This window comes from Kitasatospora sp. CB01950, from assembly GCF_001905465.1.
Classification (GTDB): domain Bacteria; phylum Actinomycetota; class Actinomycetes; order Streptomycetales; family Streptomycetaceae; genus Kitasatospora.
Map to the genome: position 1 here is coordinate 85,189 of NZ_LISX01000016.1, position 13,647 is coordinate 98,835.

At 73.2% G+C, this 13,647-nt stretch carries 10 protein-coding genes; 2 read left to right on the forward strand and 8 right to left on the reverse strand.

Features of this window, described 5'->3' with window-relative positions; translation table 11 throughout:
* Positions 1-7: 7 nt before the first annotated feature.
* From AMK19_RS29820 to AMK19_RS29835, 4 genes are read right to left on the reverse strand one after another with little or no spacing between them, the layout of a single operon-like run.
* Positions 8-1,783 carry an IucA/IucC family protein gene (locus AMK19_RS29820; RefSeq protein ID WP_073817544.1) on the reverse strand — a complete coding sequence of 592 codons (1,776 nt, stop codon included), beginning with the start codon at positions 1,781-1,783 and terminating at the stop codon, positions 8-10.
* Entirely contained in the window at positions 1,764-3,128 is a 1,365-nt protein-coding gene (locus tag AMK19_RS29825; protein WP_073817548.1) for a lysine N(6)-hydroxylase/L-ornithine N(5)-oxygenase family protein, read from the reverse strand. The genes AMK19_RS29820 and AMK19_RS29825 overlap by 20 nt, the downstream gene beginning before the upstream one ends.
* 6 nt (positions 3,129-3,134) lie before the next feature.
* Complete coding sequence (locus tag AMK19_RS29830) at positions 3,135-3,677, reverse strand: GNAT family N-acetyltransferase (RefSeq protein ID WP_443135055.1); 543 nt, start codon at positions 3,675-3,677, stop codon at positions 3,135-3,137.
* Complete coding sequence (locus tag AMK19_RS29835; RefSeq protein ID WP_073817550.1) at positions 3,674-5,434, reverse strand: IucA/IucC family protein; 1,761 nt, start codon at positions 5,432-5,434, stop codon at positions 3,674-3,676. The genes AMK19_RS29830 and AMK19_RS29835 overlap by 4 nt, the downstream gene beginning before the upstream one ends.
* Before the next feature lie 257 nt (positions 5,435-5,691).
* Between AMK19_RS29835 and AMK19_RS29840 the strand changes: the two genes are divergently transcribed.
* On the forward strand, positions 5,692-6,786 hold the full coding sequence (locus AMK19_RS29840) for a trypsin-like serine peptidase (RefSeq protein WP_143200466.1): 1,095 nt from the start codon (positions 5,692-5,694) through the stop codon (positions 6,784-6,786).
* A gap of 56 nt (positions 6,787-6,842) precedes the next feature.
* A complete protein-coding gene (locus tag AMK19_RS29845; protein WP_073817557.1) occupies positions 6,843-7,991 on the forward strand; it encodes a trypsin-like serine peptidase in 1,149 nt (382 codons plus the stop codon).
* Positions 7,992-8,051: 60 nt separating this feature from the next.
* Here AMK19_RS29845 and hflX read toward each other — a convergent pair whose 3' ends face one another.
* The 4 genes from hflX to AMK19_RS29865 all read right to left on the reverse strand — a co-directional run bounded on the left by hflX (position 8,052) and on the right by AMK19_RS29865 (position 13,412).
* A complete protein-coding gene (gene hflX / locus AMK19_RS29850; RefSeq protein WP_073817560.1) occupies positions 8,052-9,554 on the reverse strand; it encodes a GTPase HflX in 1,503 nt (500 codons plus the stop codon).
* 1 nt (position 9,555) lies between these two features.
* Positions 9,556-11,853 (reverse strand): RelA/SpoT family protein, encoded by a 2,298-nt coding sequence (locus AMK19_RS29855; protein ID WP_083647488.1) that lies wholly within the window; start codon positions 11,851-11,853, stop codon positions 9,556-9,558.
* A gap of 176 nt (positions 11,854-12,029) precedes the next feature.
* Positions 12,030-12,908, reverse strand: coding sequence for a diaminopimelate epimerase (gene dapF, locus AMK19_RS29860; RefSeq protein ID WP_083647482.1), 879 nt, complete (start codon positions 12,906-12,908; stop codon positions 12,030-12,032).
* A gap of 27 nt (positions 12,909-12,935) precedes the next feature.
* Positions 12,936-13,412, reverse strand: a complete 477-nt coding sequence (locus tag AMK19_RS29865) for a hypothetical protein (RefSeq protein WP_083647483.1) — start codon at positions 13,410-13,412, stop codon at positions 12,936-12,938.
* Between the last annotated feature and the right edge of the window lie 235 nt (positions 13,413-13,647).

Here is a 13,647-nt window from a genome sequence, read left to right on the forward strand (position 1 = left end):
TCCCAGCCTACGGGGCCGGGGTGACAATCCGGTGCCCCTGGGCCGGGAGGTGCGCGGTGCTGTGCAGCGGGTTGTCGACCTGGCCGTGCACGGCGGCGTGCGGCCGGTCGGGCCGGTCGCGGTAGCCGTCGAGCAGCAGCCGGTTGCGGTTCAGGCAGAGCCGGTCGATCCGCGGCGCGAACAGGTCGAACAGCCGGTGCCGGTCGACGAGTTCCGGGAAGCGGCGCTGGCAGTCGAGCACCCGTTCGCGCAGCAGCTCCCAGAATTCGGCTTCGGGGAGGCCGAGGTGCTCCTCCAGCAGCGGCGCGAGGTAGCGGTAGACGCCGATGAACAGCCCGGAGTGCAGGAACTGGCACAGGTAGTCGGGGTTCTCCCGCAGCAGGACGTCGCCGATGCCGTCGGGCAGGTCGGCGAGTTCCGGCAGCGGCTGGTCGCTGATGTTGACGTCGTCGACGAAGTCCTTGACGGCGAGCCGGACGGGCACGTCCTGCCCGTCGAAGACGATGATCGCGTTCTCGCCGTGCGGGGAGAACACCAGGCCGTACCGGTACAGGAAGTGCAGCAGCGGCGGCAGCATCGCGGCGAACAGCCGGTCGACCCAGTCGCGGACGTCCAGGCCGGAGCGGGCGACGAGTTCGGCGGTCAGCGCGCGCCCGTCGGAGCCGGTCTGCAGCAGCGCGGCCAGGGTGCGGCCGCGTTCGCCCTCGTCGAGGTGGCGGCCGAGGGGTTCGCGCCAGATCGCGCCCAGCAGTTCCTTGTACTGGTAGGGCGCGTCGGGCAGGTCCCGGTACAGCGGGTGCTCGACGGTGACGGAGGCGATCTCGCCGAGCAGGACCACCCGGCATTCGTCGCGCAGGTACGGGTCCTGGTCGCGCAGCCGCCGGATCCAGGCGGTGACGGCGGGCGCGGCGAGGGCGCGTTCGGTGGGCAGGCCGCGCCAGACCAGGGTGTTGAGGATGGCGAGCGGCAGTTTGACGGTGCACCGGTCGGGGCGGCTGAGGTTGAAGAACGAACGGATGGACTGCTGGGGCAGCCGCAGGTCGCCGTCGCTGGGCAGCGGGACGATCTCGCCGCTGGCGATCCACGGCGCGAACAGGCCGACCACGGTCTCGTCCCACTGCCAGGGGTGCACCGGCAGCAGCCAGAACTCGTCGGCGCGGTCGCCGAGTTGGGCGCGGAACGCGGGGTCGAGTTCGGTGTCGTAGATGGTCTCGTCGCCGCGGAAGGCGGCCAGGTTCTTGTGCACCGCGAGCCAGGGCAGGGTGCGCGGCAGCCGGGCCTCGGGGGCCCAGCCGGCCGCGTCGGTGGCGGAGAAGCCGATCCGGCCCTTGTTGGCGACGATCCACGGGTGCCCGGCCTGTCGGCCCTCCAGGGCGACGTGGTCGAGGTCGGCGAGTTCGGCTGCGGTCAGCGCGGTGGCCCGCAGGTGGGCGTCGGCGATCAGCGTGGCGGTGAGTTCGCGGACCAGGTGGCCGGTGGTGTCGCCGGTCAACTTCAGGGTGTGCCGGGCCTGTTGGAGGAAGCGCAGCGGATCGTCCCCACCGACTATCGAGGCCGGGTCGACCTGCCAGCTGCCGTAGGCGCCCCGGCGGGCGGTGAACCGGTAGGCGGCGTCGGGGAGTTCGAGCAGGTAATGGTCGCCCTCGGAACGGGGGTGCAGCAGCTCCTCGTAGGCGAACTCGCCGAGCAGCTTGGCCAGCATGGCGCGCGCGGCGGCCTGCCAGTGCCCGGTGGTGAGCTGGGGCGGCAGGTGGAGTGCGGGGTCAACGGCCGGCTGCGGCACGCTCGTTCCCTTCCTGGGGTCGCGGGAGCACCGGGGCCGTGGCGGGCTCGGGTGCGAAGGTGGTCCAGGCGGTGCGGTGGGGCAGCGGGTGCAGGGTCTTGCCCGCGACGGCGTTCAGGATCACGGCGGCACGGTGCGCGCCGAGCCCGAGGTCCGGGGTGCCGACTCCGTGAGTGTGCAACTCGGCGTTCTGGACGTACAGACCCCCGGTGAGTTCCGGCCGGGTGGCGACCCGGTGGTCGAGGTCGACCCGGTAGCGGCCCTGTGCGTCCCAGTCGATCAGCCCGGCGATCGGGTCGAGCAGCGCGGGCCGGCGGGCCCGGTAGCCGGTGGCGAGCACCACGGCGTCGGTGCGGACCAGGTGGCGGCGGCCGGAGTCGGTGTGCCGGCAGTGCAGTTCGAGCCGGCCGCAGGGTCCGGGCCGGGCCTCGGTGACGGCGGTGCCGGGGAGGATCTCGACCGGTTCCGCGTCGATCGGGCGGCCCACGGTTCGCTCGTACAGGTGATCGTGGATCTCGGCGAGGGTCTCCGCGCTGGCCGCCTTGTGCAGCTGCCACTGGGCGGGCACCAGGGAGTCCCGGACGGGCTCGGACAGTCCGTGGAAGTAGCGGGTGTAGTCGGGGGTGAACTGCTCCAGACCGAGCTTGGAGTACTCCATCGGCGCGAGCGCCCTGGTCCGGGTGAGCCAGCGCACCCGGGTGCCGTCGCCGGCGTGCCGGCGCAGCAGGTCGAGGAACACCTCGGCGCCGGACTGGCCGGAGCCGACCACGGTGACGTCCCGCGCGGGGTCGAGATCCTGCCGGTTCGTCAGATAGTCGGCCGAGTGCAGCACGGCGGGGTGGTGGCGCAGCGCCGCGAACGCCTCGGGCCGGGCGGGTTCGGTGCCGACGCCGAGCACCAGGTTCCGGGCGCGGTACTCCCGGCCGACCGCCTGCACCCGGTAGTGCCGCTCCTCGGCGTCCCAGTGGACGGCGTCGACGGGGCTGTCGAAGCGGCAGTTGGGGAGCCGGTCGGCGGCCCACCGGCAGTAGTGCTCGTACTCGCGGCGCGCCAGCTGGAAGCGTTCGCTGAAGTAGAACGGGAACAGCCGCTGCTGTTCGCGCAGGTAGTTGAGGAACGACCACGGGTTGGTGGGGTCGACCAGCGAGACCAGGTCGGCGAGGAACGGGACCTGCATCCGGGCGCCGTCCACGAGCATGCCGGGGTGCCAGCGGAACTCGGGCCGGGCGTCGAGGAACAGCGCGCCGACGGTGTCGGCCCGGTCGGCGAGCGCGGCCAGCGAGAGGTTGAACGGGCCGATGCCGACGCCGATCAGGTCGTACGGCTGGGGCTGCTGGGTGATCATGGCGTCCTAGCTCTCGGGCCGCGGTCGGATCATCAGGGCGGCGCGCTTGTCGGGGAGGTCGAGGTCGCCGGCGCGGGTGAATCCGGCGGCGGTGAACGCCCGGACGGAGGGCGTGTTGCGGACGTCGGGCTCGGCGAGCACCCGGGTGCAGCGGGGGTCGTCCCGCAGCAGCCGGGCGGCGATCGCGTCGAGCAGCAGGGCGCCGAGGCCCCGGCCGCGGGCGGCGGGGGCGAGCAGCAGGTGCACGCCGAGGTCGTGCGGACGGGCGGGGTAGTGCGCGGCCAGCGGGTCGAGGTCGGCGCGGTACAGCTCGAAGTAGCCGGTGGGTTCGCCGTCGAGCAGGGCGAGGACGGGCCGGCTGCGGCCGTCCCCGTCGAGTTGCCCGGCGAGGTGGGCGGCGGTGGTCTCGGGCGGCCCGGCCAGCGCCCACCAGCGGTGGGTCTCCGGGTCGTTCATCCAGTCCGTGAGCAGGCCGAGGTCGTCGGCCAACTGCACGGCGCGCAGGACGAGTTCACCGGCGGACGTGGGGATGCGGAGGTTCGCCGTCACGCCCGGGCCACCGGGTTGGCGATCTCCACGTACACCGACTGGGTCTCCACCGGGCCGACCAGTTCGTCGAGGCCGTGCAGCCTGGTCAGCAGGTTGGCCTTGCAGCGCAGGGTGGGGGCGTCCAGCAGGTGGGCGGGCAGCGCGGAGCGGGTGGCGGTGGCGGCGGGGCCGGCCAGGAAGCGGCGCAGCGCGGCCAGCAGCAGGTGCTCGTCGGCGAGTTGCTGGGAGCCGAAGGCGCCGATCAGGCCGAGGACGTGGTTGATGCCGAGGTAGTAGGCGAAGCGTTCGTCGGCGACGGCGTCGGGGACGAAGGTGTCGCTGTGTGCGCCGAGGTCGGGCAGCAGCCGGTGCAGCCGGTCGGTGTGCGAGGTGCGGAAGTAGTAGCCCTGGTTGTCGCGGTAGCGGCCGCCGGTGGGCCAGCCCTGCGGGTCGAGCAGGACCAGGCTGTTCTGCTGGTGGGCCTCCAGCGCGATGCCGGCCTGTCCGTCCAGCCAGAGGATCGGCAGCACCACGGCGTCCAGGTAGCGCAGGAACCACTCGGTGGCGACGGTGTGCACGGGTCGGCCGGTGCGGGCGGCGAGTTCGCCGAGCACCTGGGCGAGTTGCGAGCCGGCCGGGTCGGCGGGCTGTTCGGCGATCAGTCCGGCCACGCACAGGGCCCGGTCGCCGGGGCCGAACGGCAGCTGCCGGAGCACGGTGTCCAGGCCGTTCGGGTCGCCGAGCGCGGGGTGGTCGACGCCGATCCAGGCCGGGTCGCGGACGATGTCGAAGCCGGGGTGGGCGGCCTGCCACTGCCGGGCCAGGCCGGCTTCCAGCAGCCGGTGCACCTCCGCGCCGCGGTGGAGTTCCTTGCGCAGGTTCTCCCGGCGGGAGTTGGTGATCCGCAGGCCCAGCGAGAGCTTGAGCATCCACGGGGTGCCGGGTCGGCAGACGGTGCGCACCGAGCTGGTGGGGTGCCAGGGCTCGCCGTGCTGGCCGAGGTCGGTGAGCAGGCCCTGTTCGAGCAGCTCGGCGACGGCCGGCCGGAGCGTCAGCTCGCGCGCCTGCCAGGGGTGCAGGGGCAGCGCCGCGGTGCCGTCGGGCAGCGGCCGGCCGTACAGCTCGGCGGTGATCCGCTCGGCGGGGATGCCGGTGGCGGAGTCGGCGGCGAGCAGGCCGCGGTCGACGGCCCACCAGTGCAGCCGGAACGAGCCGTGCAGCTCCGGCGAGTAGGCGGCGGACTGGGCGGGGCCGAGGCCGTCGCGGCTCTTCGGGGTGGGGTGCAGGGGGTGGCCGAGCAGCAGCGACTGCTCCGCGCGCAGGAACGGGTCGGTCGGGCCGGCGGGGCCGGTCCGGCGGTGGGCGAGGATCTCGGCGGTGCGGCCGACCGAGTCGGCCACCCGGGAGGTGAGGTCGGCGAGTTGGCCGGGTTCGGGGCGGCCGGTGGCACCGGCCACCAGGGCGGCGACGGTGACGGCGTCCACCGGGTGTTCGGCGGCGCCGGTGGAGACGGTGGCGGGGCCGAAGCGGTGCCAGCCGCAGGCCGACCAGTGCCGGACGGGCGCGGAGAGCTGGGCGGCGCCGCCGAGGACGGGGATGCGCAGCAGGTCGCCGTCGGGGCGTTCGGCGGCGGTCTCCCGGGCCCAGCACCGCAACAGGCTCTCGGTGGCGGCGTGTTCGGCGGCGACGGCCGGGTCGGGGTGGAGCAGCAGGTCCGAGCTGGGGTCTCCGGCCGACGGCCGGGCGACCGGGAGAACGTCGGTGAGGATGGTGGCCAAATCCGCTCCTTGAGCCGCGCGATTGCCTTCGGGTAAGGGTTACCTATCCCGACGGGGCCGGCACAAGATCGGCTCACTCGTTCCGGTGAGTTTCGCCCGATGATCCGCGTACCGGCAGCGTCGCTGGGATCCTGACGGACCGTCACCATCACGGTTCGATGACCGGACGCCAACAGGACCGCACCGCCCGCCGGTGGCTCGCACCCGGATGAAAGACTGTCCCCCGGGGGAACGGACCGTTTCAGGGGGGTTGAGAGTTGAGGGCACGGGGGGTGCTGGCCGCGCTGACGGCGGCCGTACTGCTGGGCGGGGTGGCGGGCTGCGGCTCGGACGGCGGGCCGGACGGGGGCGAGAACCCGCGCAGCTTCGCCGAGTTGAAGCACTGGGGGTTCACCGAGTGGGACCGCTGGGCGCAGCGCCACGGCTTCCACAACCCCCCGGTGGCGGGCGTGTGGAGCGCCGAGACGATGGACCAGGCGCCGCCGCAACAGCCCGCGCCCGCCCCGGAGTCACCGGCCCCTTCGTCCCCCGCCGCTTCGTCCCCCGCCGCGCCCTCGCCGTCCACGGGCGGACCGACGGCGGCGGTCGCCGCGCAGCCGGTGCCGCGGCCGTACACCAGCTATCCGGCGTCCGGGAAGGTCTTCATGACGGCCCCGAACGGCGGCACCGGCCAGTGCTCGGCCACCGTGGTCGCCGATCCGGCGCACCCGGGGCACAGCAACCTGGTGTGGACGGCGGCGCACTGCGTCCACGAGGGCAAGGGCGGTGACTGGTACAGGAACCTGGTCTTCGTCCCGGCGTACAACAGCTCGGGCGCGGCCAGCGACCACCACCGGGCGGCGCTCGCCGATGTCGCCCCGCTCGGCCAGTGGTGGGCCGACCAGGTGATCACCTCGCCGCTGTGGACCACCGAGGGCACCCGGGGCGGGGACGCCGCCAACCAGTACGACTTCGCGGTGCTCAAGGTGCGCGGCCCGGAGGGTGAGACCCGCTCGCTGGAGGAGGTCATCGGCACCGCAGTGCCGGTGTGGTTCGACGCGCCGCGCGAGCAGTTGGCGATCCAGGCCTGGGGCTATCCGGCCGTCGCGCCGTTCGACGGGCAGGAGTTGGAGCGCTGCGACTCCGGCCGCCCGGGCTCGCGCAGCTTCGACGCGGCCCGCCCGGCGATGCTGGTGATCGGCTGCACGATGACGGCCGGCGCCTCGGGCGGCGGCTGGTTCGCGGACGGTCCGGACGGCCGTCAGCGGCTGGTCAGCAACACCTCGATCGGCACCTCGGCCCACACCGCCCTGAACGGCCCCTACTTGGAGGGCGTGGCCCGCCAGGCCCTCGACTACATCTCACGGAAGTGACCGTCCGTCACCTCCCGCCACTTTTCGACCGACCGACGACCACGGGGGAACTGCCCATGACCACCCAGCATCGAACCGCCGCGCGCCGTGTCCGCACCATCGCTGCGGCCGCCCTGGTGACGGTGCTCGCCGTCACCACCGCCGCCTGCCAGAGCAGCGGCAAGCCGAACGCGGCCCCGCCGGCCGCCGGCGCCTCGAAGCCGGGCGTGGACGTGAAGGACATTCAGAACACGCTTGCCAAGGTCTCCAGCTGGACCGCCGACGACTGGTCCGACTGGGCCTCCAAGAACGGCTTCAAGCCGGAGGACCTGGAGAAGATCAAGAGCTTCTGGGACGGGAAGAAGCTCTCCGGCGCCCAGGGCGTCAAGGTCGACAAGCCGGACACCAAGCAGTTCCCGTCCATCGCGGACGTGGTCTTCCCGAAGACCATCCCGGCGAAGGCGCAGCCGCACCCGTACAGCGCGGACTCCGCGGTGGTCGGCAAGATCTACTTCGAGAGCCCGGAGGGCGGCATGGTGTGTTCGGGCACCGTGGTGTCCGACCCGAGCCACCCCGGCAAGAGCAACCTGGTGTGGACGGCTGCGCACTGCGTGCACGGGGGCAAGAACGCCGACTACTACCAGAAGCTGATCTTCGTCCCCGGCTACAACAAGTCCGGCGCGAGCAGCAACGGCAAGGTCAAGAGCGCCACCCGTGAACAGCGGGCCCCGATGGGCGTCTGGGCGGCCCGCTCGCTGTACGTGATGCCGCAGTGGACGACCCAGAAGGAGGGGCACACCGGCAGCGCGATCAGCCAGTTCGACTTCGCGGTGATCCGGGTGGCCTCGGAGGACGGCTCCAGCCGTTCGCTGGAGGAGACCGTGGGCGGTTCGGTGCCGATCTGGTTCGGCGCCCAGCCGGGCGAGATCGCCTCGGCGTCGTCGTGGGGCTACCCGGCCGGGCCGCCCTTCGACGGCGAGGAGTTGGAGCATTGCGACTCCACCCTGAAGCCGACCCCGTTCGTCTTCGACTCCTCCCGGCCGCCGATGCTCGCCATCGGCTGCGACATGACCGGCGGCTCCTCCGGCGGCGGCTGGTTCACCAAGCGCGACGGCAAGACGATGCTGTTCTCCGACAACTCGTTCGGTGACGACACCTGGATGGCCGGCCCCAACCTGGGTTCGGACGCCAAGAAGATGTTCGACGCGTTCCTCCAGGCCAAGTAGCCCGGGACACGCGAACGGCCCGAGGAAGGGACTCCTTCCTCGGGCCGTTCTGCGTACGGACTACGCGGTGACGACCGCGTACCGCTCCAGCTCACTCGCGAGCACCGCCGCCACCTTGGCGTGCAGCAGCGTGCCCTCCGCGGTGTGCTCGGTGGAGAGCAGCTCGCCCTCCGCGTGCACCCGGGAGACCAGGTCGCCGCGGGTGTACGGCACCAGCACCTTGACCTCCACCGCCGGGCGCGGCAGTTCCTCGTCGATCAGGGCGAGGAGCTCGTCGATGCCCTGGCCGCTGCGGGCCGACACCACGATGGCGTGCGGCTCGCGGCGCAGCAGGCGCTGGAGCACCGCCGGGTCGGCGGCGTCCGCCTTGTTGATCACCACGATCTCGGGCACGTTCTGTGCGTCGACCGAGACGATCACCTCGCGGACGGCGGCGAGCTGCGTCTCCGGCTCCGGGTGGGAGCCGTCCACCACGTGCAGGATGAGGTCGGCGTCGGCGACCTCCTCCATGGTGGAGCGGAACGCCTCGACCAGGTGGTGCGGCAGGTGCCGGACGAAGCCGACGGTGTCGGCCAGCGTGTACAGCCGGCCGCTCGGGGTCTGCGCCCGGCGGACCGTCGGGTCCAGGGTGGCGAACAGCGAGTTCTCCACCAGGACGCCGGCGCCGGTGAGCCGGTTGAGCAACGAGGACTTGCCGGCGTTGGTGTACCCGGCGATCGCCACCGAGGGCACCTGGTGGCGCCGCCGCTCCTGCCGCTTGGTGTCGCGGCCCTTCTTCATGTCGGCGATCTCCTTGCGGAGCTTCGCCATCTTCTCGCGGATCCGCCGACGGTCGGTCTCGATCTTGGTCTCACCGGGACCACGGGTGGCCATGCCGCCGCCCGAGGTGCCGGAGCCACCGCCACCCATCTGCCGGGACAGCGACGCACCCCAGCCGCGCAGTCGCGGCAGCATGTACTGCATCTGCGCGAGCGAGACCTGCGCCTTGCCCTCACGGGACTTGGCGTGCTGGGCGAAGATGTCCAGGATCAGGGCGGTGCGGTCGACGACCTTGACCTTGACCACGTCTTCCAGGTGGATCAGCTGGCCGGGCGTCAGCTCACCGTCGCAGACCACGGTGTCGGCGCCGGTGGAGGCGACCAGGTCGCGCAGCTGCTGAGCCTTGCCGGAGCCGATGTAGGTGGCCGCGTCGGGCTTGTCACGGCGCTGGATCACGCCGTCCAGGACTTCGGAGCCGGCCGTCTCGGCGAGGGCGGCGAGCTCGGCCATCGAGTTCTCCGCCTCCTCCAGCGTGCCGTCCGTCCACACGCCGACGAGTACCACGCGCTCCAGACGGAGCTGGCGGTACTCGACTTCGGTGACGTCCTGCAGTTCGGTGGAGAGGCCGGCCACGCGTCGGAGCGCGGCGCGCTCGGAGCGGTCGTACTGCTCTCCGTCGTAGGTGTTGCCGAGGCCCTCGTCGATCGCCGCGAGGTCCTCGTCCATCAGGGCTTCCGCCTTGAGGTCGGCGAGGCGGCTGGCCGACTCGCTCGATCGGGTGCGGCTGTCGAACGTGGAGGTCATTTCATCCTTGGGTCGGTCGGGTGATGCTCTCGGACAACACGGCGGAGCCGCCGTGAATTCCCCACGATGGTCGCACGCCCGCTGTGCCCGAGTCATCCCTTTTACCAGCCGTCGCGGCGGCCCCCGCCACCGGCCCCGGTACGGCCGGCTCCGCCCCCGCCGCCGGCATCGCGGGCCGGGCCGGCAACTCCTCGGGCCCGCCCGGCCGGTAGACGTCGTACACGCCGGAGACCCGGAGCATCGCCCGCATCACGGCGGGCAGCACGGCGGCGTCGGCCAGTTCCAGGGTGTAGCTGTGCCGGACCCGCAGCTGGCGGGGCGGCTCGACGTCGGCGGAGAAGATCGACACGCCCTCGCCGGAGATCGCGGCGGTCAGGTCGGCCAGCAGCCGGGGCCGGTTCAGCGCCTCGGCGTGCAGCGTCGCCCGGTAGCCCCACTGCGGGGCACCGCCGGGCAGCCAGCGGACCTCCACCCGGCGGCGGCCGCCGCGCAGCATCCGGAGGCCGGTCGGACAGGGCGCCCGGTGCACCGCGACGACCTTGCCGCGCAGCACGATGCCGGTCACCTCGTCGGGCGGCACCGGCGTGCAGCAGCGCGCCAACCGGACGGCGGCGCCCGGCAGTTCGGGCACATCGGCGGGCGCTCCGGCGGCCGGCGCGGGCGGGGCGGCGGGCGTCGGGGCGCCGGGCGCGGGCGGCCGTTCGGCGGCGGGTGCGGGCAGCGGTCCGGCCGCCAGCCGGCGTTCGATGGCGAGCCGGGCGGCGGGGGTGCGGACGTACTCCAGCCACTCCGGGTCCGGTCCGCTGTCCTCGTCGACGGGGGCGGTGAGCAGGCCGAGCACGTCGCCGTCGCGCAGTTCGGTGGAGAGCGCGGTGAGCCGGCCGTTGACCCGGGCGCCGATGCACCGGTGCCCGGTGTCCTCGCCGATCAGGTAGGCGGCGTCCAGACAGCTGGCACCGGCGGGCAGGTGCAGGGTGGTGCCGTCCTCGGTGACGGCGGTGATCTCGCGGTCGTCGCGCAGGTCGGCGGTGAGCGCGGACCAGAAGGCGTCCGGGTCGGGGGTGCCCTGCTGCCATTCCAGCAGGCGGGCCAGCCAGCCGGGGCGGGCCGGGTCGGTGCGGTCCTCGGGGTCGTCGGCGGCGCCCTGCCGGTCGGTGCGCGGGTCGCCGAGCGCGACCACGCCGGTCTCGGCGACCTCGTGCATCCGCCGGGTGCGTACCAGGACCTCGACCACCTCGCCGCCGGGCAGCGCCACCGCGGTGTGCAGCGACTGGTACAGGTTGAACTTGGGGGCGGCCACGAAGTCCTTGAACTCGCCGGGCAGCGGCGTCCAGCAGGTGTGCAGTTCGCCGAGCACCGCGTAGCAGTCGGCGTTCTCCTCGACCACCACCAGCAGCCGGCCGAAGTCGGCGGGCCGCAGCCCCGCGCTGTCCGGGCCGGCCTCGCGCTTGATCATCACCCGGTGCAGCGAGACCAGGTGCCGGGGGCGGACGGTCACGGTGGAGGAGATCCCGGCCTCGGCGAGCTGGCGGCCGAGTTCGGCGGCGAACGGGGCGAGCACGCCGTCCGTCCAGCCGCCGGCCACCGCGTCGGTGCGCGCGTACTCCTCGGGGTGCAGGGTGGCGAAGACGATGTCCTCCAGCTCCGCCTTCACCACCTGGATGCCGAGCCGTTCGGCGAGCGGGATCAGCACGTCCCGGGTGACCTTGGCGATCCGCACCTGGCTTGCCGGCTTCATGTGCCGGATGGTGCGCATGTTGTGCAGCCGGTCGGCGAGTTTGACCACCATCACCCGGACGTCGTCGCCGGTGGCGACCAGCATCTTGCGGAAGGTCTCGGGTTCGGCCGCCGCGCCGAAGTCGACCTTCTCCAACTTGGTGACGCCGTCCACCAGGTACGCGACCTCCGGCCCGAAGTGCTCGGCGACCTGATCGAGCGTCACCTCGGTGTCCTCGACGGTGTCGTGCAGCAGCGAGGCGACCAGCGTGGTGGTGTCCGCGCCGAGTTGGGCGAGGATCATGGTGACCGCGAGCGGGTGGGTGATGTACGGCTCGCCGCTCTTGCGGGTCTGCCCGCGGTGGCTCGCCTCGGCGACCCGGTAGGCCCGGGCCAGCAGCGCCAGGTCGGCCTGCGGGTGGTGCACCCGGTGCGCCTGCACGATCGGTTCGATGGCGTCGGGGACGGGCGTCCGCCCGGTGGCGAGCAGCGCCGCCCGGCCGGCCCGGCCGAGCGCCGCACGGCTGAAGCGGCTCGCCTGCTGCTTGGACGGCGAGCCCGCCAACTCGGAGCGGATGGTCATCTGCACCTCCGGCAGCAACACCGGAGCGACGGCCGACCCGGTGGTCCATGCTACCGAGCACAGCACGTTCGGCGAGCCCCCGCTTCGACTCCGCCACCGGCCTCACCCGAACGGGGGGATTAGCCGGATACCGGCCTGGGAAGCGGGAGCTGACGATTCGTCCGCCTGACCTGCCGTTACAGCAGCACGCCCTCGGCGACGATCACGGCGGGGCCGGTCATCTCGATCCGGCCGTCGGGGAACTCCTCGATCACCAGCCGGCCGCCGGGCAGGTCGACCGTCCAGCTGACGGCCCGTCCGGTCGCCGCCGGGTCCAGTCCGGCCCGGCGGATCGAAGCCACCGCCACCGCGCAGGCGCCCGTCCCGCACGAGCGGGTCTCGCCGGAGCCGCGCTCGTGCACCCGCATCGCCACCTGCCGCTCGCCGCGGTCCACCACGAACTCCACGTTCACGCCCTGGGGGTACACGCCCTCCGGCGCGGTGGCGGGCGCGTCGTACAGGTGCCCGGCGTGCGCGAGGTCCGCCACGAACGCGACCGCGTGCGGGTTGCCCATGTTGACGTTCAGCGCGGGCCAGCTGCGCCCGTCGACGGTGACGGTGATGTCGTCCGGGCCGGGCAGCACCGCGCGGCCCATGTCCACGGTGATCTCGCCGGGGGTGCCGTCGGCGGCGTCCTCGGCGACCCGCACCTTCTTCACCCCGCCGCGGGTGGCGACCGCCAGTTCGCCCGGCTTCGCGTGCCCGGCGTGCACCAGGTAGCGGGCGAAGACCCGCACGCCGTTGCCGCACATCTCGGCGATCGAGCCGTCCGCGTTCCGGTAGTCCATGAACCACTCGGCCTGCCCGGCCATCGCCGCCGCGTCCGGCTCGGCGGCCGACCGCACCACCCGCAGCACCCCGTCCGCGCCGATCCCGGCCCGCCGATCGCACAGTTCGGCGACGGTGGCCGCCGACAGCTCCAGCTCGCCGTCCGGGTCGGGGACGATCACGAAGTCGTTCTGGGTGCCGTGCCCCTTGAGGAAGGCCGTTCCGCTGATACCGCTGTGCTCGCTCACACCGCCGATGGTAACGGCCGGGGAGTGTCAACCACGCAGGTGGACGACCCGCCAGACGGCCAGCGCCAGGGCCACGGCCACCAGCAGGGTGTAGACCACGATGGCCTTCCAGCCGGCCCGCTCGGAGCTGCCCCGGCGCGGCACGCCCGGCCACTTGTAACCGGCCCGGCGGGCGGCCATCGCGCCCCAGCCGACCGAAGCGGCGGTGATCAGCAGGCCGAGCATCCCGATCATCGCGGTCGCGCCCTCGCTGCCGAAGGCCAGCGGGAAGGCGAACATCAGCGAGCCGAGCATCACCGTTCCGGCGATCGGCAGGATCTGCCACCAGCGCAGCCGACGCCGCGGCCGGATGTCCCGCACGTGCACCACGCCCGGCGCGGCGGCCAGGTCGTCGATCGCGGGCAGGGCCACCGCGTACGAGGTGGTGGGGACGGCGAGCTCGGGCAGCGTCTCGGATCCGTCGCCCAGCAGCTCATCGGTTTCGGGGCCGGTACCCGTTGACACGCGGCCTCCCCAGATGGCTCGACGCGGGCTCCGGGAGCTCGCGGGCAGTGAGGCCGGCCCGCGTGCCGGGCCTCGGTGCTACCGATGATGGCACGTGGCAAGACCCCGACAGGGCGTCCACCGGGTTGATCGGGTGATCCGATGCCAGGACGTGATCCGGTCGTGACCGCCGGTGCCTTCTGCACCTGCGTCTGCCGGTGCAGCTGCCCGGGCGACTGGCCGGATCACGCCCCCG

What these genes read in the sequence shown, in the direction of transcription:
- AMK19_RS29825 (WP_073817548.1), bottom strand. Translation starts at nt 3,128, where the DNA reads ATGATCACCCAGCAGCCCCAGCCGTACGACCTGATCGGCGTCGGCATC.
- AMK19_RS29845 (WP_073817557.1), top strand. Translation starts at nt 6,843, where the DNA reads ATGACCACCCAGCATCGAACCGCCGCGCGCCGTGTCCGCACCATCGCT.
- hflX (WP_073817560.1), bottom strand. Translation starts at nt 9,554, where the DNA reads ATGACCTCCACGTTCGACAGCCGCACCCGATCGAGCGAGTCGGCCAGC.
- AMK19_RS29855 (WP_083647488.1), bottom strand. Translation starts at nt 11,853, where the DNA reads ATGACCATCCGCTCCGAGTTGGCGGGCTCGCCGTCCAAGCAGCAGGCG.